At 60.4% G+C, this 26,084-nt stretch carries 23 protein-coding genes; 14 read left to right on the top strand and 9 right to left on the bottom strand.

Annotated features, from left to right (window positions below; translation table 11 throughout):
- The first annotated feature begins 133 nt into the window (after positions 1 to 133).
- Entirely contained in the window at positions 134 to 1,213 is a 1,080-nt protein-coding gene (locus EX00_RS00115) for a LacI family DNA-binding transcriptional regulator (protein ID WP_047452931.1), read from the top strand.
- Positions 1,214 to 1,263: 50 nt separating this feature from the next.
- Here the strand turns inward: EX00_RS00115 and EX00_RS00110 are convergent, their stop codons facing one another.
- Positions 1,264 to 2,172 carry a DMT family transporter gene (locus EX00_RS00110; RefSeq protein ID WP_047452929.1) on the bottom strand — a complete coding sequence of 303 codons (909 nt, stop codon included), beginning with the start codon at positions 2,170 to 2,172 and terminating at the stop codon, positions 1,264 to 1,266.
- Positions 2,173 to 2,288: 116 nt separating this feature from the next.
- Between EX00_RS00110 and EX00_RS00105 the strand changes: the two genes are divergently transcribed.
- Positions 2,289 to 3,164, top strand: coding sequence for a LysR substrate-binding domain-containing protein (locus EX00_RS00105; RefSeq protein ID WP_047452927.1), 876 nt, complete (start codon positions 2,289 to 2,291; stop codon positions 3,162 to 3,164).
- On the opposite strand, the gene EX00_RS00100 is transcribed toward EX00_RS00105, so the two are convergent.
- The gene (locus tag EX00_RS00100; protein WP_047452925.1) at positions 3,139 to 4,131 is read right to left on the bottom strand and encodes a GlxA family transcriptional regulator; all 993 of its coding nucleotides are present in this window, start codon (positions 4,129 to 4,131) and stop codon (positions 3,139 to 3,141) included. The genes EX00_RS00105 and EX00_RS00100 overlap by 26 nt on opposite strands.
- 102 nt (positions 4,132 to 4,233) lie before the next feature.
- Here EX00_RS00100 and bcoG point away from each other — a divergent pair, with 102 nt between their 5' ends.
- From bcoG to EX00_RS00055, 9 genes are all read left to right on the top strand, one after another.
- Positions 4,234 to 5,136 (top strand): 3-dehydrocarnitine:acetyl-CoA trimethylamine transferase BcoG, encoded by a 903-nt coding sequence (bcoG, locus tag EX00_RS00095; RefSeq protein ID WP_047452923.1) that lies wholly within the window; start codon positions 4,234 to 4,236, stop codon positions 5,134 to 5,136.
- Between the two features lie 7 nt (positions 5,137 to 5,143).
- The gene (locus tag EX00_RS00090; RefSeq protein WP_047452918.1) at positions 5,144 to 6,634 is read left to right on the top strand and encodes a carnitine 3-dehydrogenase; all 1,491 of its coding nucleotides are present in this window, start codon (positions 5,144 to 5,146) and stop codon (positions 6,632 to 6,634) included.
- Between the two features lie 12 nt (positions 6,635 to 6,646).
- The gene (locus tag EX00_RS00085) at positions 6,647 to 7,807 is read left to right on the top strand and encodes an acyl-CoA dehydrogenase family protein (RefSeq protein ID WP_047452916.1); all 1,161 of its coding nucleotides are present in this window, start codon (positions 6,647 to 6,649) and stop codon (positions 7,805 to 7,807) included.
- A 4-nt stretch (positions 7,808 to 7,811) separates the two neighbouring features.
- Positions 7,812 to 9,869 carry an acetate--CoA ligase family protein gene (locus tag EX00_RS00080; RefSeq protein WP_047452914.1) on the top strand — a complete coding sequence of 686 codons (2,058 nt, stop codon included), beginning with the start codon at positions 7,812 to 7,814 and terminating at the stop codon, positions 9,867 to 9,869.
- Positions 9,870 to 9,875: 6 nt separating this feature from the next.
- Positions 9,876 to 10,658 carry a carnitinyl-CoA dehydratase gene (locus EX00_RS00075; protein WP_047452911.1) on the top strand — a complete coding sequence of 261 codons (783 nt, stop codon included), beginning with the start codon at positions 9,876 to 9,878 and terminating at the stop codon, positions 10,656 to 10,658.
- A 129-nt stretch (positions 10,659 to 10,787) separates the two neighbouring features.
- A complete protein-coding gene (locus tag EX00_RS00070) occupies positions 10,788 to 12,377 on the top strand; it encodes an ABC transporter substrate-binding protein (protein ID WP_047452910.1) in 1,590 nt (529 codons plus the stop codon).
- Positions 12,378 to 12,474: 97 nt separating this feature from the next.
- Positions 12,475 to 13,482, top strand: coding sequence for an ABC transporter permease (locus tag EX00_RS00065; RefSeq protein ID WP_047452908.1), 1,008 nt, complete (start codon positions 12,475 to 12,477; stop codon positions 13,480 to 13,482).
- Positions 13,479 to 14,306, top strand: coding sequence for an ABC transporter permease (locus EX00_RS00060; protein WP_047452906.1), 828 nt, complete (start codon positions 13,479 to 13,481; stop codon positions 14,304 to 14,306). The genes EX00_RS00065 and EX00_RS00060 overlap by 4 nt, the downstream gene beginning before the upstream one ends.
- Positions 14,299 to 15,930: an ABC transporter ATP-binding protein gene (locus tag EX00_RS00055; RefSeq protein ID WP_047452905.1), complete on the top strand. Its 1,632-nt coding sequence runs from the start codon at positions 14,299 to 14,301 to the stop codon at positions 15,928 to 15,930. Before EX00_RS00060 ends, EX00_RS00055 begins: the two co-directional genes overlap by 8 nt.
- Before the next feature lie 61 nt (positions 15,931 to 15,991).
- Here the strand turns inward: EX00_RS00055 and EX00_RS31655 are convergent, their stop codons facing one another.
- Both EX00_RS31655 and EX00_RS00045 read right to left on the bottom strand, forming a co-directional pair.
- The gene (locus EX00_RS31655; protein ID WP_080761172.1) at positions 15,992 to 16,273 is read right to left on the bottom strand and encodes a hypothetical protein; all 282 of its coding nucleotides are present in this window, start codon (positions 16,271 to 16,273) and stop codon (positions 15,992 to 15,994) included.
- 149 nt (positions 16,274 to 16,422) lie between these two features.
- Entirely contained in the window at positions 16,423 to 17,208 is a 786-nt protein-coding gene (locus tag EX00_RS00045) for a helix-turn-helix domain-containing protein (protein ID WP_047452901.1), read from the bottom strand.
- Positions 17,209 to 17,329: 121 nt separating this feature from the next.
- On the opposite strand from EX00_RS00045, the gene EX00_RS00040 reads away from it, so the two are divergent.
- Both EX00_RS00040 and EX00_RS00035 read left to right on the top strand, forming a co-directional pair.
- A complete protein-coding gene (locus EX00_RS00040) occupies positions 17,330 to 18,910 on the top strand; it encodes an ABC transporter substrate-binding protein (protein ID WP_047452899.1) in 1,581 nt (526 codons plus the stop codon).
- 21 nt (positions 18,911 to 18,931) lie between these two features.
- Positions 18,932 to 20,935: a CocE/NonD family hydrolase gene (locus EX00_RS00035; RefSeq protein WP_047453294.1), complete on the top strand. Its 2,004-nt coding sequence runs from the start codon at positions 18,932 to 18,934 to the stop codon at positions 20,933 to 20,935.
- Here EX00_RS00035 and EX00_RS00030 read toward each other — a convergent pair whose 3' ends face one another.
- The 3 genes from EX00_RS00030 to EX00_RS00020 all read right to left on the bottom strand — a co-directional run bounded on the left by EX00_RS00030 (position 20,936) and on the right by EX00_RS00020 (position 22,968).
- Positions 20,936 to 21,856, bottom strand: a complete 921-nt coding sequence (locus EX00_RS00030) for an alpha/beta hydrolase (protein ID WP_047452897.1) — start codon at positions 21,854 to 21,856, stop codon at positions 20,936 to 20,938.
- 146 nt (positions 21,857 to 22,002) lie between these two features.
- Complete coding sequence (locus EX00_RS00025; RefSeq protein WP_047452895.1) at positions 22,003 to 22,500, bottom strand: DMT family transporter; 498 nt, start codon at positions 22,498 to 22,500, stop codon at positions 22,003 to 22,005.
- Between the two features lie 3 nt (positions 22,501 to 22,503).
- Positions 22,504 to 22,968, bottom strand: coding sequence for a DMT family transporter (locus tag EX00_RS00020; protein WP_047452893.1), 465 nt, complete (start codon positions 22,966 to 22,968; stop codon positions 22,504 to 22,506).
- A gap of 180 nt (positions 22,969 to 23,148) precedes the next feature.
- Here EX00_RS00020 and EX00_RS00015 point away from each other — a divergent pair, with 180 nt between their 5' ends.
- On the top strand, positions 23,149 to 24,057 hold the full coding sequence (locus EX00_RS00015) for a LysR family transcriptional regulator (RefSeq protein ID WP_047452891.1): 909 nt from the start codon (positions 23,149 to 23,151) through the stop codon (positions 24,055 to 24,057).
- Here EX00_RS00015 and EX00_RS00010 read toward each other — a convergent pair.
- Positions 24,054 to 25,562: an efflux transporter outer membrane subunit gene (locus EX00_RS00010; RefSeq protein ID WP_047452889.1), complete on the bottom strand. Its 1,509-nt coding sequence runs from the start codon at positions 25,560 to 25,562 to the stop codon at positions 24,054 to 24,056. The two genes, EX00_RS00015 and EX00_RS00010, sit on opposite strands and share 4 nt — an antisense overlap.
- A gap of 56 nt (positions 25,563 to 25,618) precedes the next feature.
- Positions 25,619 to 26,084, bottom strand: a 466-nt coding sequence (locus EX00_RS00005) for an efflux RND transporter permease subunit (RefSeq protein WP_047452887.1), incomplete at its 5' end; no start/stop codon positions are given.

The raw sequence follows: 26,084 nt of genomic DNA, 5'->3' as shown, positions 1-26,084 counted from the left end.
CTTCCTTCATCTGATATCGCCGAAGGAAAGATTTGCACAAGAGACCGGTATCATCTACAAAGAGACCGGTCTCAATGGTTATTTGTTAACTTGAGATTGACCTTCCGTCAACAACTCTTGTAACCGTCGTCGCATGGAAAACCCCAGCCCATCCAAACGCTCCATCACCGTCGCCGACGTCGCAAAAGCGGCCAAGGTTTCGAAAGCCACGGCGGCCCGTGTTCTCGGCGGCTACGGCGTGGTCAGCGACAAGATCCGTGCTCAGGTCATGGCTGCGGCCACAGAGCTTGAATACAGACCGAATGAGCTTGCCCGCAGCATGACGACGGGGAAATCCGGCATCATCGGCGTCATCGTCGGCGATATCGAAAACGCCTTTTTCAGCCTTGCCGTCCGGGGCATCAGCGATGCTGCCCGCGTGGCAGGCTTCAACGTCATCATCGCCAATTCAGGCGAAGAGCTCGACGCCGAGAAATCGGCGGTCGACCTGCTTATCGGCAAGCGCGTTGATGGCCTGATCGTTACGCCGGCGCGATGCGACCGGATGGAGCATCTGAAAGATATTCGCCGCGTCGGCGTTCCGCTCGTCCTGTTCGACAGAAGCATTCCGGAGCTTGGGGTCGACTCGGTGACCGGCGACGACCGCGACGCCGCCATGAACGCAACGCGACATTTGCTTGAGGCAGGACATCGCCGCATCGCCTATATATCCGCCATGGACACCGGTGCCGATCCGTTCACGGACAGCCGGCAGATATCCAACTCCGCCGTGCGCGAGCGCGTGGAAGGCTTCTTGAGCGCGCAGATTGACGCCGGATTGAAGGACCCAGAGCACTACGTCCGGCTCGGCGCCACGGATCAGCAGCGGACGGATGCCGTCGTGAAGCGCTTGCTGGCGGAAGAAAGTCCGCCGACGGCTCTGCTGGCGTCCGATAGCCTCGTCGGGCTCAGGGTGTTCCGTTCTCTACAGTCCCTGAACCTTTCCATCCCCAGGGATATATCGATGATTTCCTTCCTAGATGCGGACTGGACGACGGTCACCGCTCCACCGATCACCGTCGTCGATCAGCCTGTCTATGAAATGGGGAAGAAGGCAGCCGAAAGGCTCATTTCGCGGCTGAACGGCGGGGAGACGCCGGTCGAACGCACGATCGTCAAGACCAGCCTGATCCAGCGCGCCTCGGTGGCGGCCCCGCGATCGACTGTGACTTGAAGCAAAAGCCTGTCATCGTCTCGGGAGCAGAAACCGACGGTTACGACCTTCTAGACCTGCGCCCGGACGCGGCGGCCATGTCTGAGATCGACAGCGGTATGCCACACGATCGTCGCAAGGATGATCACACCGCCCACAAAAGTGGCCACCGGCGGCTTCTCGGAAAAGAAGAGCCAGACCCAGAACGGGGTGAGCACGATCTCCATCGAGCTGATGAGGGCCGCATCGGCCGCAGGCATTCGCCTCGAACCGAAAAGGAAAAGGACAAAGGCGAGTGCGAAATTCGTCGCTCCAAATGCCGCCAACAGCAGCCAATTATAGGTGTCGAGCGAGGCTGTCGAGGCGAAGGGCAGGAAGAGCACGAATGTCAGGAACCCGCTGACGACGCTTGACGGCAGGATCGGCACGCTGCGGTCGATGCGCGGGATGACGATGATAAGAGCGAAGGTGACCGTCATGCCGAGTGCAAGGAGATCGCCGACGCCGGTACCGCCCCCAATCGAGGAAGCGACGATAACCGCCACCCCGACGAGGCAAACGCCGCCGGCAATCAACGTCCGCTTCGCCACCCGCTCCTTCAGTATCGTCCAGCTGAGAAAGGCGGCGATGAACGGCGCCGTTGCATAGATCATGGTCACGTTTGCGACCGTGGTCATGTAGAGCGCACCGATAAAGCAGGCCTGACTGATGGTCTGGCAGGCAATCATCGCCAATCCGGCGGGATGAAAAATCGAACTCCACTGGCGCCGTGAAAACCCGCCCTCGAGAAAGAAGCTTGGGATCAAGAGGAACATGCCGCCAAACAGCGACCGCCAGGCGATTGCCGTCCACAAGTCCGTCGTCAGAAGACGCGCATAGATGCCGCTGCAACTCCACGCAAGCGTTGCCACGGCCACAAGAATAATACCCTTCTCATACTCATTTGAGGAGAAGGTTCGAGCAGGATTCTGAATGGTCATCTAACAGGACTCAACGAATGAAGCATCGGGTTGAATGTCATCTGTCTGCGCCGATATTTGACATCAGACAAACGAATAGTAGAGATAGTAGCCATCAGAAAAATTTGTGAGCCGCCATGCGCGAACCCATCGAAAGCGATCTGCTCCGGACCTTTCTCGTTATCACCGAGACATCGAATTTTTCCGCTGCCGCCCAGCGCATCGGCCGCACGCAATCGGCCGTCAGCGCCCAGATCAAGCGCCTCGAGGAAACCATCGGCGAAGCGTTGTTCGACAGAAGCGCGCGCGGGGTCATCCTGACCCGGGCAGGTAATCAATTGCTTCCCTATGCGCAACGCGTGATCGACCTGCTAACCGAGGCGGCAGCCACTATCCGCACCAAGCCGCTGGACGGGCCTGTCCGGATCGGCATTCCGGAGGAATACAGCCAGACCATCCTGCCGGCGGCGCTTGCCGCCTTCGCTATTCGGCACCCCGCCGTCGAAGTCACCGTTTCCTGCGACTATACCGCGCACAATCTCGCCGCCCTCGAGAAAGACGAACTCGATCTCGCCGTCGTCTTCGACTGGAGCGATCAGACCACCGGCGAGGTGCTCTGCATCGACCCGACAGTCTGGGTGACCTCGTTGGTGCACCGCTTGCATGAAGCGGTGCCGCTGCCCATCGCGATCTATCGCGACTCGACATGGTGCCGTGACTTTGCCTTGCGCTCCCTGGAGCAGCAGGGCCGGCGCTATCGCATTGCCTTCGTCGCCGATACCAGTTCCGGCCTGAAAAATGCCGTATCCGCCGGGCTTGCCGTCACGACGCTCTCGCGAAGCAACATTCCGCATGGTTGCCGGGAACTGACGAGCGACGATGGATTTCCACCGGTCGATTCCTCCCGCGTCGTGCTTCGCCGTAACCCCTATCATTCCAGCGAGGCGATCCGGGAGCTGGCGGAGATGGTGCGCGAAGCCTTTCAGCCTATGTCGGCGCTGCTGCAGCCGTAGAGCGCCCGCGCAAGCGCTGACGCGTGCCCGACGGACTTTCCGAAAAACTGGCACGATAGCTGCGGGAAAAGGCCGAGGCTGAATTGAAACCGGTCGCCGCGGCAATCTCCGCAAACGATGCCTTGGTCTCGATCACCTTGCGCCGTGCCGCATTGAGCCGAAGCGCCAGATAATGCACATGCGGCGGAGCGCCGAAATCATCCTGAAACAGCGCCTGGAGATGGCGGGCGCTGACCCCGATGCGCCGCGCCAGGCGTGTCAGGACCAGCGGCTGCTCGATATGCTCCTCCATCAGCCGCACGGCCTGGGCAACGCGCGGATCGCGCAGACGCAAGCCGGCTGTCGACGGCGACAGCTCCATGGCGCCATAGACGGTCGCCGGCTCGTAGATGAAAAGCCGGCTGACTTCGAGCGCCAGCGAATAGCCCTGCCGCCGCCGGATGATTTCCAGCATCAGGTCGATCGTCGGCATCGAGCCGGCCGTGGTGATGCGCTTGCCGTCGATGACGAAACGGTCCTTGACGGCAAGCACCTGCGGATAGGCCAGCGCGAAATCCTCCGAATCCTCCCAATGAACAGCCGCCGACACATTGTCGAGAAGGCTCGCCTCGGCCAGCAGCCAACTTCCTGATTCGATGCCGGCGATCATCGAACGGTGGCGCGCCGTCTGCGACAATTGCATCTTCAGCGCCGACGTGGCACTGCGCCGCCAATTGTAGCTTGCGAGCACGAAGAGCGGCGCCGTGTCGTTTGACGGGCGGAAGTTGCCGGAGGCCGGAACCGGAATCAGACTGGTCGTCTCGACCGGCGAACCGTCCAACGTAAACAGCCGCCAGCGATAGAGCTCGCTGCCGGAAATGCGGTTGGCACCGCGCAGAGGTTCGATCACTGACGCGATCAGGATCAAGTTTGTTTCGGGAAGCACCAGCAGGTCGATGTCGAGCGGCGTATCGGATGGCGTGAGCATGGGGATTTCTCGTATTTCCGATAATGTATCGTTAGTTTCTGGAAATGCAAAGCATGAAGCCATCGCTTGCCGCGTAATGTCCTCAATACGAGGGAGAACAAAATGCCTCTTGCAATGAACCGCGATGTCTTCATCACCTGCGCCGTCACCGGTTCCGGCGACACCGTTTCGAAATCCAGCCATGTCCCGATCACTCCCAAGCAGATAGCCGAATCCGCGATCGATGCCGCAAAGGCCGGTGCGGCAGTTGTTCACTGCCATGTCCGCGATCCCGAAACGGGTGCGGCCAGCCGCCGCAACGATCTCTACAGGGAAGTGACCGACCGCATCCGTTCCGCCGATGTCGATGTCGTGCTCAACCTGACCGCCGGCATGGGCGGCGATCTGATCTTCGGGGATGTCGAAAACCCCTTGCCCCTGAACGTCAGAGGTACCGACATGGCCGGCGCCACGGAGCGCGTCAGCCACGTTGCCGAATGCCTGCCGGAAATCTGCACACTCGATTGCGGCACGATGAACTTCAGCCTCGGCGACTATGTCATGACCAATACGCCGTCGATGCTGCGGGCCATGACGAAGAAGATGACCGATCTCGGCGTTCGCCCCGAGATCGAAGCCTTCGATACCGGTCATCTCTGGTTTGCCAAACAGCTTGCCGAGGAGGGTCTTATTGAGGACCCGGTCCTCATCCAGCTCTGCATGGGCATCCCCTGGGGGGCACCCGATGACCTCAACACCTTTATGGCGATGGTCAATAACGTTCCATCGAGCTGGACCTTCTCGGCCTTTTCCATCGGTCGCAACGCCATGGCCTATCCGGCCGCGGCCGTCCTTGCCGGCGGCAACGTCCGCGTCGGCCTTGAAGACAATCTCTACGCCGGCAAGGGCCTGCTCGCGATCAATGCCCAGCTCGTCGAAAAGGCAGTGCAGGTCATCGAAGGCATGGGCGCGCGCATTATCGGCCCTGAAGACGTTCGCAAGAAACTGAAACTGACGAAGCGCTGAGGCCGAAATGACCAAGATCAACAAGGCAGCCTGCATTGGCGGCGGCGTCATCGGCGGCGGATGGATCGCCCGTTTTCTGCTGGCAGGCATCGATGTCGATGTCTTCGACCCGCATCCGGAAGCAACCCGCATCGTCGGCGAAGTCCTGGCGAACGCCGAAAGGGCCTATGCGATGCTGACCGGCGCGCCGCTTCCCGCGCGCGGCAAGCTCACCTTCCGCGAGACGCTGGAAGAAGCGGTCGCCGGCGCGGACTGGATTCAGGAGAGCGTTCCCGAGCGGCTCGATCTCAAGCGCAAGGTGCTGACGCAGATCGATGCGGCGGCAAGGCCCGACGCGCTGATCGGCTCCTCGACCTCCGGCCTCTTGCCGACTGATCTCCAGCGCGACATGCGGCACCCCGAACGTCTCTTCGTCGCCCATCCCTATAATCCGGTCTACCTGCTGCCGCTGGTCGAAATCGTCGGCGGCGAGAAGACGTCGAAGGAAACGATCAAGGCGGCTATGGACCGGCTGCCGCCGATCGGCATGAAGGGCGTCCATATCGCCAAGGAGATCGAAGCTTTCGTCGGCGATCGCCTGCTGGAAGCCCTGTGGCGCGAGGCGCTCTGGCTGATCAAGGATGATATCTGCACCGTCGAAACGCTGGATGATGTCATCCGCTACTCCTTCGGCCTGCGCTGGGCGCAGATGGGCTTGTTCCAGACCTACCGCATCGCCGGTGGCGAAGCTGGCATGCGGCACTTCCTGGCTCAATTCGGCCCGGCGCTGCAATGGAACTGGACCAAGCTGATGGATGTCGTCGATCTCGACGATGCGCTGGTCGAAAAGATCGGCCAGCAGTCGGACGAGCAGGCCGCCGGATTGTCGATGCGCGAACTGGAACGAATCCGCGACGAAAATCTCGTCGGCATCCTCCAGACATTGAAGGGCAGTCATGGCGGCAAGGGCTGGGGCGCCGGCAAGCTGCTCAAGGATTTCGAGCAAAGTCTCTGGGCAGCCGGCGGCAGCGAAAGAAAACTTCACGACCTGGCAGGACCGCTGCGTCTTATCGAAACCAAGGTGAGCCCCGCCTGGGTCGACTATAACGGCCACATGACCGAACATCGCTATCTACAGGTGTTCGGCGATACTTCCGATGCGCTGCTGCGCCTGATCGGCGTCGGCTTTGACTATGTTGAGCGCGGCCACAGCTACTACACGGTCGAAACCCATATCCGCCACATCGGCGAAGCCAAGCTCGGCCAGGCAATCCATTCGACCTGCCAGCTCCTGTCCGCCGATGAGAAGCGGCTGCATCTGTTCCACACGATCCACGACACGGTAACCGGTGATGTCATTGCCACAGCCGAACATATGCTGCTGCATGTCGACGCCAAGGCAGGTAAAGCCGCTCCCGCACCGGAGGAGGTGCTGGGCAAAATAAAACAGATCGCCCAGGCACATACGAAGCTGCCCCTGCCGGACGGCATCGGGCGCCATGTCGGACAAAAACGCTAGGAGGAAGCGAAAATGAATTTCGGGCTCAACGAAGAACAGGAAATGATCGTCAAGACAGTCCGGGGCTTCGTCGAGACGGAAATTTATCCGCATGAGAACGAGGTTGATCGCACCGGCATCGTGCCGCCGGAGCTCGCCGAGGAGATCCGGCGCAAATGCATCGATCTCGGCTTCTATGCCTGCAACTTTCCCGAAGAGGTCGGCGGCGCAGGGCTCGACCACACCACCTTTACCCTCGTCGAGCGCGAGCTCGGCCGTGGCTCGATGGCGCTGACCGTCTTTTTCGGGCGTCCTTCCGGCATTCTGATGGCCTGTGAAGGCGAGCAGCGCGAGCGATATCTGCTGCCAGCCGTGCGTGGCGAGAAGGTCGATGCTCTCGCCATTACCGAACCCGATGCCGGCTCGGACATGCGCGGCATGAAATGCGCTGCAAGACAGGACGGCAGCGACTTTATCCTCAACGGCACCAAGCATTTCATCTCCCATGCAGATGTCGCCGATTTCGTCATCGTCTTTGCCGCCACCGGCGAAGAAGAGACGCCGAAGGGCATCAAGAAGAAGATCACGGCCTTTCTGATCGATCGCGGCACACCGGGCTTTGAGATCCTCAAAGGCTATGAATCGCTATCCCATCGCGGCTATCACAACTCCAGCCTGAATTTCACGGATTGCCGTCTTCCCAAATCCCAGATGCTTGGCGAAGTGCATCGCGGCTTCGATATCGCCAATGAATGGCTGTATGGAACGCGCCTGACGGTGGCGGCCACCTGCGTCGGACGGGCTCGCCGTGTCTTCGACATGGCCCTGCCCTATGCGGCGGAACGCAAGCAGTTCGGCCGGCCGATCGGCGCCAATCAGGGCGTGTCGTTCAAGCTTGCCGACATGATCACCGAGATCGACGCCGCCGATCTTTTGACGCTGTCCGCCGCCTGGCGGCTCGACGCGGGGCATTCCGCCAATCGCGAAGTCGCCTCGGCCAAGCTCTATGCCTCGGAAATGCTTGCTCGAGTCACAGACGAAGCAATCCAGATCTTCGGCGGCATGGGGCTGATGGACGACCTGCCGCTGGCCCGCTTTTGGCGCGATGCGCGTGTCGAGCGCATCTGGGACGGGACATCGGAAATCCAGCGGCATATCATCAGCCGCGATCTCTTGCGGCCATTCGGAGCCTGACCGGATGACCCAACGCTCGCTCGACCGCCTGATCAGACCGCAAACAATCGCCGTCTTCGGCGGTCGCGAGGCGCGCCGGGTCATCGAACAATGCGACCGGATGGGATTTTCCGGCGACATCTGGCCGGTACACCCGACGCTGGAAAGTGTTCTTGGTCGCCGCTGCTATCGATCGGTGGAGGAGTTGCCCGCAGCACCGGACGCCTCCTTCGTCGGCGTCAACCGGATGCTGACCGTCGATATCGTCCGCGCGCTGTCAGCCAGAGGCGCCGGTGGCGCCGTCTGCTATGCCTCGGGCTTCAGCGAAGCAGTTGCCGAACTGGCTGATGGTATCACGCTACAGGAGGCATTGGTCGAGGCCGCCGGGGACATGCCGATCGTCGGGCCGAACTGTTATGGCGTGATCAACGGGCTGGACGGCGCCCTGCTCTGGCCCGACCAGCATGGAATGGTGCGCGTCGAGCGCGGCGTCGCCATTCTCACCCAATCCTCCAATATCGCCATCAATCTCAGCATGCAGAAGCGCGGCCTGCCCATCAGCTACCTGATGACGGCAGGCAACCAGGCGCAGATCGGACTATCGGATTTGGCTCTCGCCGTCCTTGAGGATCCCCGCGTCACGGCGATTGGTTTGCATATCGAAGGCTTCGGCAACGTTCAGGCGCTGCAAAAACTTGCCATGCGTGCCCGCGAACTGCGCAAGCCCGTTGTCGCGCTGAAAGTCGGCAAGTCCGAACAGGCACAGCGCGCCGCCGTCTCGCATACGGCCTCGCTTGCCGGCAGTGACGCCGTCGCCGATGCGGTTCTCGCCCGTCTCGGCATCGGCCGGGTCGCCACGCTGCCGGAACTGATCGAAACGCTAAAGCTTCTGCATGTTGCCGGCCCACTGACAAGCAATGCGATCTCCTCGATGAGCTGCTCCGGCGGCGAGGCCTCGCTGATGGCTGATGCCGCGACCGATCGGGCCGTGGACTTTCGCGCCCTGAAGCCGGAGCAACTACCTGCCCTGCGGCGCAGCCTCGGCGAGATGGTCACTCTCTCCAATCCTCTCGACTACCACACCTTCGTCTGGGGCGACTTTGCCCTTATGACGGAGGCCTTCACCGCCATGTTCGAAGGCGATTACGCGCTCAATCTGATCGTCCTCGATTTCCCGCGGGACGACCGTTGCGACGGAGCGGACTGGATGACGACGGTTGCCGCCATCTCCGCGGCCGCGAAACGGACCGGCGCACGCGCTGGAATCCTGGCGACGCTGCCGGAAAACATGCCGGAAGCTATCGCCTTGCAGCTGATCGAAGACGGTATTGTACCCCTTTGCGGTATCAGCGAAACCATTGCTGCGGCCGAAATTGCAAGCCAGATCGGGGCGGCCTGGTGCGCTCAACCGCCGCTGCCGCTGCTCGACGTTGCCTTGGTCGGAGGCGAGATCGAAACCTTGAGCGAGGCGGCAGCCAAGGCGGAGTTATCCGCCTTTGGTCTTACCGTTCCCACCGGCGCGACGGCAGCCAGTCCGGGCGAGGCTGCCGAGCAGGCAGAACGCCTCGGCTTTCCCGTCGCTCTGAAGGCTCTGAGCGTCGAACACAAGTCCGAGGCCGGCGCCGTCATGCTCAACCTTAAGGATATGGAGGCCGTACGAAGCGCGGCTCAAGGAATGGCGCATGTCGCCTCCGGTTACCTAGTCGAGCGGATGATCGAGCGTCCGGTCGTCGAGCTGATCGTCGGGGCCGTGCGTGACCCCGCCCTCGGACTGGCGTTGACGGTCGGTGCGGGCGGAATCCTAGTTGAATTGCTTGAAGATTCCGTCATTTTGGCTCTTCCAGTGACGAGAACGGACGTTCTCGCCGCCATTTCGCGGCTGAAAGTCAAAAAACTGGTCGAAGGGTATCGCGGCGGCGCGAAAGGCAACCTCGATTTAGTTGTCGATGCCGTCGTATCAACGGCAGAATATGTCGTAAAACACGCCGCGCGGCTTGAAGAACTAGACATTAATCCATTGATGGTTTTGCCGGACAATCGTGGCGTCGTTGCCGCAGACGCCCTCATCCGGCGAAGGAGGTAGCGTAAGTTGCACAGCCCCATTCGCGTTCGACGCGACAACGGTATCCTGGAGGTCATTATCGACCGGCCGAAGGCGAACGCCATCGACCTTGCGACCAGCCGTGAGATGGGCCAGATTTTCCGCGATTTCCGTGACGACCCCGAGCTGCGCGTGGCGATCATCTCCGGTGCGGGCGAAAAATTCTTTTCCGCCGGCTGGGATTTGAAGGCGGCCGCCGCAGGCGATGCGGTCGACGGCGATTACGGCGTCGGCGGTTTCGGTGGCCTGCAGGAACTTCGCGATCTCAACAAACCGGTGATCTGCGCCGTCAACGGCATCTGTTGCGGCGGCGGGCTGGAGATCGCCCTTTCCTGCGACCTGATCGTTGCCGTCGAACATGCGACGTTCGCGCTTCCCGAAATCCGCTCGGGAACGGTCGCGGATGCCGCGTCGATCAAATTGCCGAAGCGAATCCCTTACCACATCGCGATGGACATGCTCCTGACCGGCCGCTGGCTTGATGTCGCTGAGGCGCATCGCTGGGGCTTCGTCAATGAGATTGTCGCTGCGGACAAGCTGGTGGATCGGGCGTGGGAACTTGCCCGCCTTTTGGAAAGCGGCCCGCCACTTGTTTACGCCGCCATCAAGGAAATCGTTCGCGAAGCTGAGGGAACGACGTTCCAGACTGCCATGAATAAAATCACAAAAAGGCAGTTTGCGACCGTCGATGCCCTTTATTCGAGCGAGGACCAGTTGGAAGGAGCAAGGGCTTTCGCGGAGAAGCGAGCCCCTATCTGGAAAGGGAAATGAGAAAACGGTAGCAACCGTGTGATTTTCCTGCATGATCGCGGGCAACCAAGCTTCAGGCGGAAGAGGAAACCGCTTCTCGAAGCCCAGCCCGAGAATTTTATCAACGCATCAAAAAGAAGGAACTGGGGAATGAACGATTACACGAAACATCTCGCAAGCCGCATGACCTCGGGTGGGCTCAGCCGTCGCGAATTCATGGGACGCGCCATGGCCGCCGGCATGACATTGGCACTTGCCGACGCGCTCTTTACCGAAAGTGCAATGGCAGCCGAGCCGAAGCACGGCGGCCATCTGAAACTTGGCCTTGAAGGCGGTGCCGCCACCGACAGCAAGGACCCGGCGAAATTCCTCTCGCAGTTCATGTTCTGTATCGGCCGTTGCTGGGGCGATATGCTGGTCGAATCCGACCCGCTCACCGGCGCCGCCGTGCCGTCGCTTGCCGAATCCTGGGAGCCGTCGAAGGATGCCGTCACCTGGACCTTCAAGATCCGCAAGGGCGTGAAGTTCCACAACGGCAAGGACCTGACGATCGACGACGTCGTCGCCACCCTGAAGCGCCATACCGACAGCAAATCGGAATCGGGCGCCCTCGGCGTCATGAAGTCGATCAAGGAGATCAAGGCCGATGGCGACAACCTCGTCCTGACGCTGACCGAAGGCAACGCCGACATGCCGTTGCTTCTGACCGATTACCATCTGGTTATCCAGCCCAACGGCGGCAACGACGATCCCTTTGCCTCGATCGGCACCGGTCCCTACAAGCTCCTCACTTTCGAGGCCGGCGTGCGCGCCACGCTGGAGAAGAACAAGGACGACTGGCGCAAGGATCGCGGTTATGTCGACTCGATCGAGATCATCGGCATGAACGACGCGACCGCGCGTATCGCAGCGCTGTCGTCGGGTCAGGTGCATTACATCAACCGCGTCGACCCGAAGACGGTCGACCTGTTGAAGCGCGCGCCGAATGTCGAGATCCTGGCGACCGCGGGCCGTGGCCATTACGTGTTCATCATGCATTGCAACACGGCACCGTTCGACAATAATGACCTTCGCCTGGCGCTGAAATACGCCATGGACCGCGAGACCATGGTCAAGAAGATCCTCGGCGGCTACGGCAAGGTCGGCAACGACTTCCCGATCAACAGCACCTATGCCCTGTTCCCAGAAGGCATCGAGCAGCGCGCCTACGATCCCGACAAGGCTTCCTTCCATTACAAGAAGTCCGGCCACAGCGGCTCCGTCCTGCTGCGCACCTCGGAAGTCGCCTTCCCGGGCGCCGTCGACGCTGCCGTCCTCTATCAGGAAAGCTGCAAGAAGGCTGGGATCAATATCGAGGTCAAGCGCGAGCCGGGCGATGGCTACTGGACCAACGTCTGGAACGTCCAGCCGTTCTCCACGTCCTACTGGGGTGGCCGCCCGACACAGGACCAGATGTATTCCACCGCCTATCTCTCTAAGGCCGACTGGAACGACACGCGCTTCCTGCGTCCGGACTTCGACAAGCTTCTGCTTGAGGCCCGCTCGGAACTCGACGAGACCAAGCGCAAGGAGATGTATCGCTCCATGGCGATGATGGTCCGTGACGAAGGCGGCGTTATCCTGCCGATGTTCAACGACTTCGTGAACGCCTCCACCAAGCAGGTGAAGGGCTACGTTCACGATATCGGCAACGACATGTCGAACGGCTACGTCGCGACCCGCGTCTGGCTGGACGCCTGATGCCCGAAGCCGGGCGGAAACGCCCTCATCTCTAACGGAACCGGGATCGCGGAACCCCTCCGCGATCCTCCTGACGTTTCAGCGCGAGGCATCAGCCATGTCCAACACACCACCCAGCACAGTGCTGCCTGGATTGAGGTTCAAACAGCGGTTTCCGCTGTTGTCCCTCATTGTCGAGCGCTGCGTGCTCAGCCTCGTCCTGCTTTTCGCCGTATCGATCCTGATCTTCGGCGGCCTTGAAGCTTTGCCGGGCGACTTCGCGACCACTTATCTCGGCCAATCGGCGACGCCACAGGCCGTTGCCAACATCCGTGCCGATCTCGGTCTCAACCGGCCGATCACGACACGCTATGTGGAATGGCTCGGCAACGCCGTTCATGGCGATTTTGGTACCTCCTGGGCCAGCAAGAACTCCGTCAGCGAGCAGATCGGCAAGCGTCTCGGCAATTCGCTCTTTCTTGCCGCCTTCGCAGCGCTGATTTCCGTGCCGCTCGCCGTCGGACTTGGCATGCTCGCCGTGCATTTCCGCAACCGCTTGCCCGACAAGATCATCAACGTGATCTCGCTGGCGGCGATCTCGTTGCCTGAGTTTTTTATCGGCTATCTGCTCATCCTGTTTTTCGGCGTGAAATTCGGGATCGCGACCTTCCCCGCGACCGTCTATGACGGCATGGACTTCCTCGATCGGCTGAAGGCCATCGCCCTGCCGACGGCGACTTTGGTGCTCGTCGTCCTTGCTCATATGATGCGTATGACGCGGGCCGCGATCCTCTCGGTGATGTCGTCGGCCTATATGGAAACGGCGGAACTGAAGGGCCTTAGTGCCTATCGCGCCATCGTCAAACATGCGGCACCCAATGCGCTGGCGCCGATCATCAACGTTGTGGCACTGAACCTTGCCTATCTCGTCGTCGGCGTCGTCGTGGTCGAAGTCGTCTTCGTCTATCCCGGCATGGGCCAGTACATGGTCGATGCGGTCACCGTCCGCGACATGCCGGTCGTTCAGGCCTGCGGGTTGATCTTCGCCGCCGTCTACATCCTGCTCAATATGATCGCAGATATCCTGGCGATCGTCGCCAACCCACGCCTGAGGCATCCACGATGAGATTGAGAGACATCCCCATCACCGCCTGGGTCGGAATGGCAGGCATTCTGCTCGCCTTCATCTGTGCAATCTTCGCCCCCTGGATCGCGCCCTATGGCGAGACAGAAGTTGTCGGCAATGTCTGGCAGGTGGCCGACGCGCAGTATTTCTTCGGCCTCGACAATCTCGGCCGCGATATCCTCTCGCGGCTGATCTATGGCGCCCGCACCACATTGTTCGTGGCGCTCGCCGCAACGATCATCTCGTTCTCGCTCGGCATCATCCTCAGCTTTACCGCCGCCGTCTCGCGTGGATGGATCGACACGATCTTCTCCCGCTTCAACGACCTGATGATGTCGATACCGACGCTGATCTTCGCGCTCGTGGTACTGGCGGTCTTGCCACAGAACCTGATCGTGCTCATCCTCGTCATGGCGATCCTCGATTCCACCCGCGTCTATCGCCTCGGTCGTGCCGTGGCGCTTGATGTCGCAGTGATGGAATTCGTCGAGGCCGCCAAGCTGCGCGGCGAAGGCAAGATCTGGATCATCTTCCGCGAGATCCTGCCGAATACGCTCTCACCCTTGCTGGCGGAATTCGGCCTGCGCTTTGCCTTCTCGATCCTGTTCCTGTCGACGCTGTCCTTCCTCGGGCTCGGCATCCAGCCGCCGTCAGCCGATTGGGGCGGCATGGTCAAGGACAACAAGGACGGCATCATCTTCGGCATCTCCGCCGCTCTCGTGCCGGGCTCCGCGATCGCGGCGCTGGCAGTCTGTGTCAATCTGGTGGTCGACTGGCTCTTGAAGCGCACCTCCAGCCTCAAGGGAGGACGTGGCGATGCCTGAGCTACTTTCCGTTCGCGATCTCAAGATTGAAGCGACCAGCTATCCGCCCGGCGAGCCGCCCAAACGCGTTACCATCGTCGATGGCGTCTCCTTCGACCTGCAAAAGGGCAAGGTGCTCGGCCTGATCGGCGAATCCGGCGCCGGCAAATCGACCATCGGACTCTCAGCGCTGGCCTATGGCCGCGGTGGGGCAGAAATTACCGGCGGCCAAGTGCTGCTCGACGGCGTCGATATTCTCCCCTTGGGGAAGTCAGGCATCCGCAAGATCCGTGGCGCCCGCGTCTGCTACGTCGCGCAATCGGCTGCGGCCGCGTTCAACCCCGCCCACAAGCTCGGCGAACAGGTGATCGAAGCCTCCGTCAAGCACGGGCTGATGACGAAGGACGAGGCGAAGAAACGGGCACTCTACCTCTTCCAGGTCCTCGGCCTGCCCAATCCGGAGACCTTCGGCGACCGTTTTCCGCATCAGGTCTCCGGCGGCCAGCTTCAGCGCGCCATGACGGCGATGGCGCTTTGCTCCAACCCCGAGCTGATCGTCTTCGACGAACCGACGACAGCGCTCGACGTGACGACCCAGATCGATGTGCTGGCGGCGATCAAGCATGCCATCGAGGAAACCCATACGGCGGCGCTCTACATTACCCACGACCTTGCCGTTGTCGCGCAGATCTCCGACGACATCATGGTGTTGCGCTATGGCAAGACGGTCGAGTACGGCGCCGTGCAGCAGATCATCGAGGCGCCACGGGAAGACTATACCCGCGCCCTCGTCAATGTTCGCCAGACGGCACGGGAAGAGGCGAAAGATCAATCCGACACGCTTCTGAAGGTCGAAAATGTCAGTGCCCAATACTCGAATGGCTTCAAGGTGTTGCACGACGTTTCTCTTCATGTGCCGAAAGGCCAGACGCTGGCGATCGTCGGCGAATCCGGCTCCGGCAAGTCGACGCTTGCCCGCGTCATCACCGGGCTGCTGCCGCCCAGCGATGGCGGGATTTCCTTCGATGGCAAGCCGCTGACACCGATCCTGAAGAACCGCTCGCGCGACGAGTTGCGGCGTATCCAGCTGATCTACCAGATGGCCGACACCGCCATGAACCCGCGCCAGACCGTGCGCGATATCATCGGCCGCCCCCTCACCTTCTATTATGGCCTGCGCGGTGCGGCGAAGACGGCACGGGTGAAGGAATTGCTGGAGCAGATCGAGATGAGCAAGGGCTTCATCGACCGCTATCCGGCCGAACTTTCCGGCGGCCAGAAACAGCGCGTCGCGATTGCCCGAGCCCTTGCGGCCAAGCCCGAGCTCATCCTCTGCGACGAACCCACCTCGGCGCTCGATCCACTCGTCGCCGAAGGCATCCTCAATCTGCTTCTGAGATTGCAGGCGGAAGCCCACCTCTCTTACATCTTCATCACCCACGATATCGCCATCGTGCGCGCCATCGCCGATAGCGTCGCGGTCATGCATCGCGGCAAGCTCGTGCGCTTCGGGCCGAAATCCAAGGTGCTGTCGCCGCCTTTCGATGACTACACGGATCTGCTCTTGAAGTCGGTGCCGGAAATGGAGATCGGCTGGCTGGAAAAGGTGCTGACGACGCGGAAGATGGAAAGCGCCGGAAATTGATGACTCGGCATCTCAAGCCCCAGTGGCTCAGTATTTGCTCGCTTTCATGCCAATAGAAGACTCAGCGCACAAGGCGTTCGCTGAGTTCGCGAGCTGGCGTGCTGGCATTGCGCCCAACAATCATACTTTGGTGATTGCCGGAAACGTCCACCCAGTCCGCATGAACAAGAAGGTACCCCCATATAGACTTTGGATCGCAATCGACCGGAGAGCCTTGAAGACTGCTATAGAAAGTTGAAACAGCATCGGAAACGGCTGCGTCGCTGTCCAAATTGATCTTCGCGTCTTGGCGAAACAGATCGTCAAGGTGGGTATGCTGGCTGGAATCTACATCCGTTTTCATCTCTAGGGCATTCTATGGCAAACGCCCTATCAGGCAATCTGCGACGCCTGGATAAAGGACCCGTCAAGCTTTTAAATCGGCTCGCATCATTTCATTCGGAGACCAAACACTAGTCCGGATCGAGAGCCTCGTTTCGATCATCGGTGCCATCAATACTCTGCCGGCATCGCATATACTTCCGCAGACGGATCGGCGAGAAACGAGCGCACCGTCGGCGGCAGTTGGCGCGACGACAGCGGCAGAGGCCCACAGCGGGCAAGAAGTTCACGCAGGTCCGGCTCGACACCGACATGTCGCCAGATCATCCGCGAAGCATAGGGGAGGTTTTCCCTTCGCCAGGAAATTCCCATTGTTGTTCCGCGTAGATAGACGCGCTGGTACTCATCGAATGGCAGGAGAATCGTCTGCGACAACATGGAATTCGGACCGATAACACGCTCCGTAATGAAGATTCGGTTCCTGTAAAACGCCGCCAAACCCACATATTTTGAAAACTGTTGGATGCCGTTTCCAGGATCCCGAAGCCGCTCCATTGACTTGACGCGCACCAACCCACCCTGCTCAGTAAGGCGACTGCACGAACATACGACCATCCCTGGCCAAGATGGTGAGCGATGATAGGTCTGGAAATAGCCAATATGGCGTCTCAAGGCATGAAGATTTCCGGGAAACGCCTTGAAAAGCTCGGAACCTTCATTGAGCCCGGCGGACGGGCCGCGAAGCCGGACGCGAAAAAGCTTGGGGGCGAGAAGAAAATCCGCTGCATCGAGATCAAAATGGGCGGCAATACGAGCCATGTTATGCGCAGACGGCCTCGTTTCGCCGTTGATGTATCGATTGAACTGCTGCCGATTAATATCAATTGCACGGCATACATGCGAAATGGAACGCTGCGTGGCACATGCAATCTTCAGGTTTTCGACTAGGTGAGACATAGGGTAGCTCCGTCTTGACCGTCTCAGCGTAAACTCGCTTAAAAATGCGTCAAGTCGCGAAATTGCTTGAGCTAGGCCGACCTTTACGTTCTCTTTCACAAAATTGAAAAAGGGAACAGCAATGACGCATCAAAAGGATCAATTTTCGGATCTGAAAATCGGCCGCCGCCGCTTTCTCGGCGGCGCCGTCGCCCTCGGTGCTTTGCCGAGCTTCACCTCGGGCCTCTTGATGCCGCGTGACGCGCGCGCTCAGGAAACGAAACGTGGCGGTCATCTTAAGCTCGGCCTCAAGGGGGGCGCCACCAGCGACGCGCTCGATCCAGCGACTTACAGCGCATCCGTATTGTTCGTCATTGGCCGGCTCTGGGGCGATACGCTTATCGAGCCCGATCCTAAGACCGGCGCGCCCTTGCCGTCATTGGCGTCTTCCTGGACGCCATCAGCGGACGCATCCGTCTGGACTTTCAAGATCCGAAACGACGTGCAGTTTCACGACGGCAGCAAGATGACCGTCGCCGACATCGTCGCGACTCTGAAGCGGCATGCGGACAAAAATTCGCAGTCAGGCGCTCTCGGGCTGATGGCCTCGATCACCGGCATTGAGGAAAAGGCGGGCGATCTTGTCCTGACGCTCTCGGAGGGCAATGCGGACCTGCCGCTCCTTCTGACCGACTACCACCTGATCATCCAGCCGAAGGGTGGCGTTGACAAGCCAGCGGCCGCTGTCGGCACAGGTCCTTACATTTTGAAAAGCTTTGAACCCGGCGTTCGCGCCACCTTTGAGAAGAATCCAGAGGATTGGCGCTCCGACCGCGGCTTTGTCGGCAGCGTGGAAATACTTGTCATCAACGACAACACCGCCCGCATTGCCGCCCTTGCCTCCGGTCAGGTTCATTTCGTCAACAATGTCGATCCGAAGACGGTCCCGATGCTGAAGCGAGCACCGAATGTCGATATCGTCCGGAATGCCGGCAAGGGTTTCTACAGCTTTCTGATGCATTGCGACACGGCGCCTTTCGACAACGGCGATCTTCGGCTTGCGCTGAAATATGCCATCGACCGGCAGTCGATTCTCGACAAGGTGCTGGGTGGCTATGGAACGATCGGCAACGACTATCCGGTCAATTCCAACTACGCCCTCGCGCCGACCGATATCGAGCAGCGCCCGTATGACCCGGACAAGGCTGCCTTCCACTTCAAGAAATCGGGTCATGATCGCCCAGTTCAGTTGCTCACATCCGATGCAGCCTTTCCGGGCGCCGTGGATGCGGCGATCCTGTTCCAGGAGAGTGCGCGCAAGGCCGGCATCACACTTGACGTCAAGCGCGAACCGGAAGACGGCTACTGGACCAACGTCTGGAACAAGCAGCCTTTCTGCGCCTCTTTCTGGGGTGGCCGTCCGACACAGGATTCGCGCTATTCCACCTCCTATCTATCGACCGCCGAGTGGAACGACACGCGCTTCAAGCGCCCCGACTTTGACAAGATGGTGCTGCAGGCAAGGTCAGAACTCGACGAGGCAAAACGCAAAGCGCTTTATCGCCAACTGGCTCTGATGGTGCGGGATGACGGTGGCCTGATCCTGCCTGTCTTCAACGATTACATCATGGCAGCCACGAAGAGGCTGAAGGGATATGTCGACGACATCGGCAATGATATGTCCAACGGCTACATTGGCAGCCGTGTATGGTTTGATGCTTAAACGTCTTCGGGATATATGATCATGGCCGACCGCAGCTTTACCACCATCGAAAATCACTGGATCACCCTCAAAGACGGCACACGGCTGGCAGCGCGCATCTGGATGCCTGACAATGTGGACAGCGATCCGGTTCCCGCCGTGTTCGAGTTCCTGCCTTACCGCAAGCGTGACGGGACAAGCCCTCGCGATGAATCGACCTATCCGGTGTTCGCAGCTGCCGGGATCGCCGGCGTCAGAGTCGATATTCGTGGCTCCGGTGAATCTGACGGTGTCATCGATGGCGAATATACCGAGCTTGAGCTTGCCAACGCCTGCGAGCTGATTGCCTGGATCGCGGCACAGCCATGGTCGAACGGTTCGGTCGGCATGATGGGTATTTCCTGGGGTGGTTTTAACTGCCTGCAAGTCGCGGCCCTGAAGCCGCCGGCACTTAAAGCCGTAATATCGATCGCCTCCACGGTCGATCGCTACAATGACGACATCCACTACAAAGACGGCTGCCATCTCTCGGCGCAGCTCTCCTGGGCCGCGACCATGCTCGCCTATCAATCCCGCTCGCCCGACCCAGAGATCGTCGGCGACCGCTGGCGGGAGATGTGGCTGGAGCGCCTGGAAAACGAGCCTTTCTTCATGGAGGAATGGCTTCAGCACCAGCGCCGTGACGACTACTGGCGGCATGGCTCGATCTGCGAGAGTTTCGCCGAATTCGATGTGCCTGCCCTCGTCATCGCCGGCTGGGCGGACGGCTATCGCAACACGCCGCTGAAGGCGGTCGAAGGCCTCGGCGACACGGCGAAGGCGCTGATCGGTCCGTGGGTGCACAAGTATCCGCATTTTGCCTGGCCGAAGCCGCGCACCGATTTCCACGGCGAGGCGATCGCCTGGTGGAACCGCTGGCTGCGCGGCGAACAGAACGGCGCGGAAAGCAGCCCACCGGTGCGCGCCTATATTCTCGACGCCATCAAGCCGGCACCGCGCCGCGATTTCGATCCGGGTTTCTGGATCGCCAAGCGCGAATGGCAAGAGCCGGAGATGCAATGCTTCTATGTCGAGCAGTTCGGCACGCTGATGGAGGGCATGCCGATCCCGCATGCACCGGAACACCCAGTCTACCTGCGTTCGCCGCTCGATACCGGCACGGCCTCGGGCGAATGGTTCACGCTGAAGCCGGACGCCGAAATGGCGCTCGATCAGCGAGGTGACGATGCTGGCTCGCTGACCTTCCAGACCGCGCCGCTGAACGTCGACCATGACTATCTCGGACGTCCGGTCATCACGCTCTCACTGCGCTGCGATGCCGAGATCGCTAATCTTTGCGCCCGGCTCGTCGACGTGCATCCGGACGGTATGGCGACGCGCGTCTCCTTCGGCGTGCTCAATCTTGCCCATCGCGACGGCAATGCTGAACCGACGCCTCTGCAAAAGGGCGAGCGCACGACGGTGACGCTGACGCTGGATGCCTGCGGCTATCGTTTCCGTAAGGGGCATCGCATCCGCCTGTCGCTGTCGACGGCTTACTGGCCGATGGTCCTGCCGTCGCCGGAAGATCCGGGCCTGACCATCGACATCGCCTCGCTAGGTCTCGCTCTGCCGAAGCTTGGCGCGCATGAGGTCATCGATATCAAGCAGCCCGATAATCCCGACCCGTTGCCGAAATACGTCGAACACGCGCCGGGATTGACCAAGCGCCAGGTCCTGCGCGATCTCGCCGCTAACAAGACCCATTATGAAATCCGCGAGGATACCGGTCTTTTCGAACATCCGGGCACCGGTCTTTCCACGCGCCAGTTGCGCGACGAAGTCTGGTCCATCACGCCAAATGATCCGCTGTCGATGAGCGGCACCTCGACCTGGACATGCGACATGCAGCGGCCGGGATGGTTCGTCCGCACGCTATCGACGTCGACGATCTCCTGCACAGCGACAGATTGGGTCATCAGCGCCTCCGTCATCGCTTTCGAAGGCGAGACGCAAGTGTTCAAGAAGGTCTTCGAGGAAAAGCGTATTCCACGCGATCTGATGTGATCAGTTCGATCCGGCAAACCGGCTGACGGCGTCGCATATGGCGCGAAAGCCAGTGCGCGCGCCGTCGCTCATATGGCGCGCGCGCAGCCAGGCATGCACCATCTGCGGCTCTTCGCGAAACCAGACTTCGACGCCTGCCTGCGCCAGCTTTGCCGCGTAGTTACGGCCGTCGTCACGCAGCGGGTCAAAATAGGCGACGGTGATGAATGTCGGCGGCAGGCCGGCGAAAGAGGATTGGGCAAGAGCCCCCGCGACAGGGTCGCCAGCCGGTGCCTGCAACACCTCGCGATAATAGTTGACATCCGCTGTCGTCAGTCCCGGCGCGTTGGCCATCTCCACATACGAGCCAGAGACGAGATCACCGCCAAGCGCCGGATAGATCAGGACTTGCCCGGTAATGCCGGAAAGCCCTTCACCCTTTGCCCGAACCGCCAGCCCCGCCACCAGATTGCCGCCGGCGCTGTCGCCGATCAGCACGACGGTCTTTCCCTCGGCGATCAGGTGCTTGAGGACAGCGAAACAATCATCCGTCTGCGCCGGCCAGCGATGTTCCGGTGCCAGACGATAATCAACGGATATCAGTTCGGCACCGGCATCGTCGGCGATCTCGGCGCAGATGGCGTTATGGCTCTCGAGCGAACCGACCACGAAGCCACCGCCGTGAAGATAGAGCAGGCATGTCGAGGTTCGCACCGTCCCCGGCCGATAGCGCCGGACCGGGATCCTGCCCATCAGTAATTCATCCTCCGCGCGCATGCCATCGGGCAGCGGGCGGTCGAATTGGCGACACAGCGCATCATACCACTCTCGCTGCTGCTCAATGGAGGCCGTTACCGCATCCGGCGGATAGAAGGAATCGCAAATCTCCATGAATTGCAAAATGCCCGCTTCGGTCGGCATCGGGTTCGGGCTGGAACTCATGGACTGTCCTCGGGAAATAGGCTCACTGTGCAACACACAGTAACGTCAACCGAGCAGCGATCACAATGTCGCATCAGGCAGCGCGCCATAGATTTCAAACGGAAACGCGAGCAGCCCCAGAACATTCCCGCGGATCGGTTCAGCTATCACGGAACAACGCGACGAGTGTCCTCATGATCCGGCACAGCATCTTGCGCCGGTTCGCGCCACGCATTCTTCTTCGCGGAAGATGCGGACAACCAAACCCCGATAATGATCAAGGCGGCACCTGCCAGGATAACGACCGTCGCACTGGAAACCGGCTTGCCGAAACTGTCGATGGCAACGCTTGCCAGCATCTGCGCGGCCACCACAAGGCTGGTGGTCTTGCTCGCGCCCAGCCTCGGAATGATATGGCTGTTCAACGCGACGAAGATAACGCCCAACACGCCTCCGAGCCAAGCATTCGCCGGCACGCCCGTCCCCACGGCAAGATCGCTCCTGTAGAACAGGCCGATCAGCAGCGAGAGGAAAATGAAACCGACGGCATGGTTCCAAAGCGATGTCCTGAGCGGCCCGACCTTCTTGCCGAGGTGTCCGTTGATCGCGCGGCTCGTGCCGATAAGAACGCCGTTGAGCAGGGCAAGCGAGACAAATAAAAGCATCGCTCAGCTCCGCGCCAGAATGATGACGATGCTTCCGCACAGCACCAGTACGATAGCGCATATGTCGCGGCGGTCCGGCAAGGTGCGCCGCAGTCCCAGTATCCCGAAGGTATCCGCCGCGATGCCAAACACCATCTGACCGATCAGCATGAGCGCCAGCGTTCCCGCAAGCCCGAGGACGCTGTTGACCGTGACAGCGGCCAGCAACACGGTGAAGGCGCCCGGAATACCGCCAAGATATGACCAGAGCGGCCATCGGCCCTCCAGTGGCGCCTGTGCAGCGGCCGTTCGAACAGGCAGAAGCGTCACAAGAGCAAGGCTTGCCAGGACACCAATGCCATGCGCGGTCCACGAAGCGAAAAGCGGCGAGCTATGGCGCGCAAGCAAACTATTCCAGTCGATCATGACGGCCAGCACGGCGCCGGCGACCAGCGCCAATGCGATATTCCACCCGCTCGCCCTATGCATGACGCAAGCTCCACCGCTTAAGGAGCGGACGAAAACGGCGTGATATCTCTTGACGCATACTCAAGAATCTCTGGATAATAAATTGAATCATAAAGCGATTATCGCCTTTGTGCGTATCAGCGAAAGGCGTTGGCTTTCCGGTCCGTGCGGACTATTCTGTCCGCAACGGAGTTCTGAGCCATGGAAAATTTCAGTGGACTGAAGGTATTCGTTCGGGTGGCCGAAACGCGCAGCTTCGTGGAAACCGGCCGGCAGCTCGGTCTTTCCGCCTCGGCTATCGGCAAATCCATCGCCCGGCTTGAAGAACGTCTTGGTGTGCGCCTCTTTCACCGAAGCACCCATAGCGTCAGCCTGACGCCGGAAGGATCGATCTTCCTTGAGCGATGCCACCGCATCCTTGCGGAAATGGAGCTTGCCACCCAGGAGATGCAGCAGGCCCGGATGGTCGTGCGTGGCACGATGCGTGTCAGCCTGCCAACATGGGCAGTGACATTCATGCCGGCCTTTGCCCGCTTCATGCAGATCTATCCGCAGGCGCGGCTGGAACTCGACCTGACCGACCGATTGGTCGATGTCATCGATGAAGGCTACGACCTCGTGATCCGCACTGGAGAGGTGCGCGATTCCCGGCTGATGAGCCGCACGGTCGGGCGCTTTCGGCATACGATCGTGGCTTCCCCCGCCTATCTCGCGGCGCACGGCATTCCGCAGCGCCCCGAGGATCTGCTGCAACACCTCTGCCTGCACCGCCGGCATCCGGAAACCGGCAGGATCGACACATGGCCTCTTGCCGAGAATGGCGCAGATATGGAACTCGATCTCCCGGTGACGGCGGTCGTCAATACGGTCGAGGCCAGGATAGAATTGGCGGAGCAAGGCGTCGGCATCGCCTGCGTTCCATCAATGTCAGTCTCCACCCAAATCGCAAACGGCCGGCTGGTGCCACTGTTGCAAGATTGCGTCAGGGAAGCGGGCGTACTGCGCCTTCTATGGCCGGCCAGCAGCAGCCCGTCCCACAACATCAGAACCCTGGTCGATTTCATCGCACAGTCAGCGATGACACGAAATCCAGATGACAAGGCATTCTAGGAGGATGACCGAACCCGGATTGGGCTGCCGGTGTCAACCACGGCGGGTTTCGAACTGTCGATCTCGCCATTCCATCCGCCGCCAAGAGCCTTGTGGAGGGAAATGTAGTCCGTTGCGATCGCCGCCTTGCTCTGGATAAGAGAGCTTTCCGCGCTGTAAAGCGAACGTTCGGCATCCAGAACATTGAGGAAATCCGTGGCGCCGGCCTTGTTCAGCTGGCGCGAAAGGTCCGCGGCCGTGCGATAGGAGGAGGCCGAAGAAGCGAGTTTGGCGTTCTTGATCTTCTCCTGTGTCAGCGAGACGATGGCATTCTCGACATCCTGCATGGCGGTCAGAACAGCCGCCTGGTAGGCGATGTAATATTGATCACGCTCGGCTTTGGCGACATCGACCGAGGCCTTCAGCTGGCCGCCCTGAAAGATCGGCACGGTCAGCGTCGGCCCGAAGGCCCAGCCGATGCTCGATTTGCGGCCGAGATCGGCGATATCGGTTGCCGACGACGTTATGCTGCCGGTGAGAGAGATCGACGGGTAGCGGTTTGCCTCGGCCACGCCGATTTTCGCGGTGTATTGCGCAAGCTGGCGCTCGGCGAGCCGAACGTCTGGCCGCGATGTCAGTATGTTGGCGGGAATGCCCGTGGCAACCTTGAGAGGAGGTTGCGGAATCGGAGCCGTCGCCTTCAAGCACTCGTCCAGTGCCGCCGGCGGTTTTCCAAGCAGCACCGCGAGCTTATGAACCGACTGCGCATAGGATATTTGATAGGTCGGGATGTCGGCTTCCGTGCTGCTCGCCTCGCCATTGGCATTGGCCGCGTCGACGCCGGTCACCGTTCCAGCCGCGAATTCCTCCTGGGTCAGAGCCGCCGTCTTTCGTTGAGACACCGCCGTCCTCTTGGCCAGATCCCGCAGCGCCTGATATTCGCGTGCCTGCACGTAATAGGTGGTGACGTCGCCCACCAGCGTGACCAGCGTGTCGCGCAGATCCTCCTCGGCGGCATCGACGCCATAGCGCGCGGCTTCCGCGGAGCGCTTGTTGCCGCCGAACAGGTCGAGTTCCCAACTCGCATCAAATCCCGGCTGGAATTCATTGTAAACGCTGGCAGCAGCGCCATCGGAAGCAGCAACCCGATTACGCGTCGCAGAGGCAGTGCCTTCGACGGTCGGGAGAAGCGTGCCCTTCTGCTCGCGATAGGTCGCCCGCGCCTCCCGTATCTTCGCCTTGGCCGTCGCAACATCGAGGTTCGTCTGAACGGCCTCTTCGATCAACGCGTTCAAGGTCGGATCACGAAACTGCTTCCACCATTCCGTGAGATTGGTCGAGGACGCATTCTTCGGCGATGCCTGCCCGCTCCAATGGCTTGGCAAGGCGACATTCGGCTTTTCATAATCCGGTCCGACAACGCAGCTCGTGAGGATCGTCGTGCAGCAGAGTACCACTGCCAATGGAATAAACTTCGATGTCCGGCGCACTGGGCGCGCATGCTGCGTCGAATGAAGGACTGACATGAAATCCCTTTTCTGTGAAAATGATGACTGAAAGAGGCGAAAAGCCGAGGTCGCCCTCAGCTTTCCGGATCGAGTTTCGCGTCCGCCGTCGCCAGCGCCTTGCCCTTGAAGACGCGCCTTACGGAGACGAAGAGCAGCGGGATGAAGAAGACGCCGAGGACGGTCGCCGAGATCATGCCGCCCATGACGCCGATGCCGATCGAGTTCTGGCTGCCCGAGCCCGCGCCATTGGCGATCGCCAGCGGCATGACGCCGAGGATGAAGGCAAGCGAGGTCATCAGGATCGGCCGCAGACGCTGGCGGGATGCCTCCAGTGTCGCGTCGATCAGGCTCTTGCCGCTGTTCTGCTGCTCGATGGCGAACTCGACGATCAGGATGGCGTTCTTGGCCGCTAGTCCTATGGTCGTCAGCAGGCCGACCTTGAAATAGACGTCGTTCGACTGGCCGAAGATGGTGGCGGCAAGCAGCGCGCCGAAGATGCCGATCGGCACCGACAGCATGACGGCAAGCGGGATCGACCAG

The organism is Martinezella rhizogenes (assembly GCF_000799715.1).
Classification (GTDB): domain Bacteria; phylum Pseudomonadota; class Alphaproteobacteria; order Rhizobiales; family Rhizobiaceae; genus Rhizobium; species Rhizobium rhizogenes_C.
The sequence above is the reverse complement of the archived record's forward strand: the minus strand, read 5'-3'. Positions and strand labels throughout refer to the sequence as shown.

What these genes read in the sequence shown, in the direction of transcription:
- EX00_RS00115 (WP_047452931.1), top strand. Translation starts at nt 134, where the DNA reads ATGGAAAACCCCAGCCCATCCAAACGCTCCATCACCGTCGCCGACGTC.
- EX00_RS00110 (WP_047452929.1), bottom strand. Translation starts at nt 2,172, where the DNA reads ATGACCATTCAGAATCCTGCTCGAACCTTCTCCTCAAATGAGTATGAG.
- EX00_RS00105 (WP_047452927.1), top strand. Translation starts at nt 2,289, where the DNA reads ATGCGCGAACCCATCGAAAGCGATCTGCTCCGGACCTTTCTCGTTATC.
- EX00_RS00100 (WP_047452925.1), bottom strand. Translation starts at nt 4,131, where the DNA reads ATGCTCACGCCATCCGATACGCCGCTCGACATCGACCTGCTGGTGCTT.
- bcoG (WP_047452923.1), top strand. Translation starts at nt 4,234, where the DNA reads ATGCCTCTTGCAATGAACCGCGATGTCTTCATCACCTGCGCCGTCACC.
- EX00_RS00090 (WP_047452918.1), top strand. Translation starts at nt 5,144, where the DNA reads ATGACCAAGATCAACAAGGCAGCCTGCATTGGCGGCGGCGTCATCGGC.
- EX00_RS00085 (WP_047452916.1), top strand. Translation starts at nt 6,647, where the DNA reads ATGAATTTCGGGCTCAACGAAGAACAGGAAATGATCGTCAAGACAGTC.
- EX00_RS00080 (WP_047452914.1), top strand. Translation starts at nt 7,812, where the DNA reads ATGACCCAACGCTCGCTCGACCGCCTGATCAGACCGCAAACAATCGCC.
- EX00_RS00070 (WP_047452910.1), top strand. Translation starts at nt 10,788, where the DNA reads ATGAACGATTACACGAAACATCTCGCAAGCCGCATGACCTCGGGTGGG.
- EX00_RS00065 (WP_047452908.1), top strand. Translation starts at nt 12,475, where the DNA reads ATGTCCAACACACCACCCAGCACAGTGCTGCCTGGATTGAGGTTCAAA.
- EX00_RS00060 (WP_047452906.1), top strand. Translation starts at nt 13,479, where the DNA reads ATGAGATTGAGAGACATCCCCATCACCGCCTGGGTCGGAATGGCAGGC.
- EX00_RS00055 (WP_047452905.1), top strand. Translation starts at nt 14,299, where the DNA reads ATGCCTGAGCTACTTTCCGTTCGCGATCTCAAGATTGAAGCGACCAGC.
- EX00_RS31655 (WP_080761172.1), bottom strand. Translation starts at nt 16,273, where the DNA reads ATGAAAACGGATGTAGATTCCAGCCAGCATACCCACCTTGACGATCTG.
- EX00_RS00045 (WP_047452901.1), bottom strand. Translation starts at nt 17,208, where the DNA reads ATGTCTCACCTAGTCGAAAACCTGAAGATTGCATGTGCCACGCAGCGT.
- EX00_RS00040 (WP_047452899.1), top strand. Translation starts at nt 17,330, where the DNA reads ATGACGCATCAAAAGGATCAATTTTCGGATCTGAAAATCGGCCGCCGC.
- EX00_RS00035 (WP_047453294.1), top strand. Translation starts at nt 18,932, where the DNA reads ATGGCCGACCGCAGCTTTACCACCATCGAAAATCACTGGATCACCCTC.
- EX00_RS00030 (WP_047452897.1), bottom strand. Translation starts at nt 21,856, where the DNA reads ATGAGTTCCAGCCCGAACCCGATGCCGACCGAAGCGGGCATTTTGCAA.
- EX00_RS00025 (WP_047452895.1), bottom strand. Translation starts at nt 22,500, where the DNA reads ATGCTTTTATTTGTCTCGCTTGCCCTGCTCAACGGCGTTCTTATCGGC.
- EX00_RS00020 (WP_047452893.1), bottom strand. Translation starts at nt 22,968, where the DNA reads ATGCATAGGGCGAGCGGGTGGAATATCGCATTGGCGCTGGTCGCCGGC.
- EX00_RS00015 (WP_047452891.1), top strand. Translation starts at nt 23,149, where the DNA reads ATGGAAAATTTCAGTGGACTGAAGGTATTCGTTCGGGTGGCCGAAACG.
- EX00_RS00010 (WP_047452889.1), bottom strand. Translation starts at nt 25,562, where the DNA reads ATGTCAGTCCTTCATTCGACGCAGCATGCGCGCCCAGTGCGCCGGACA.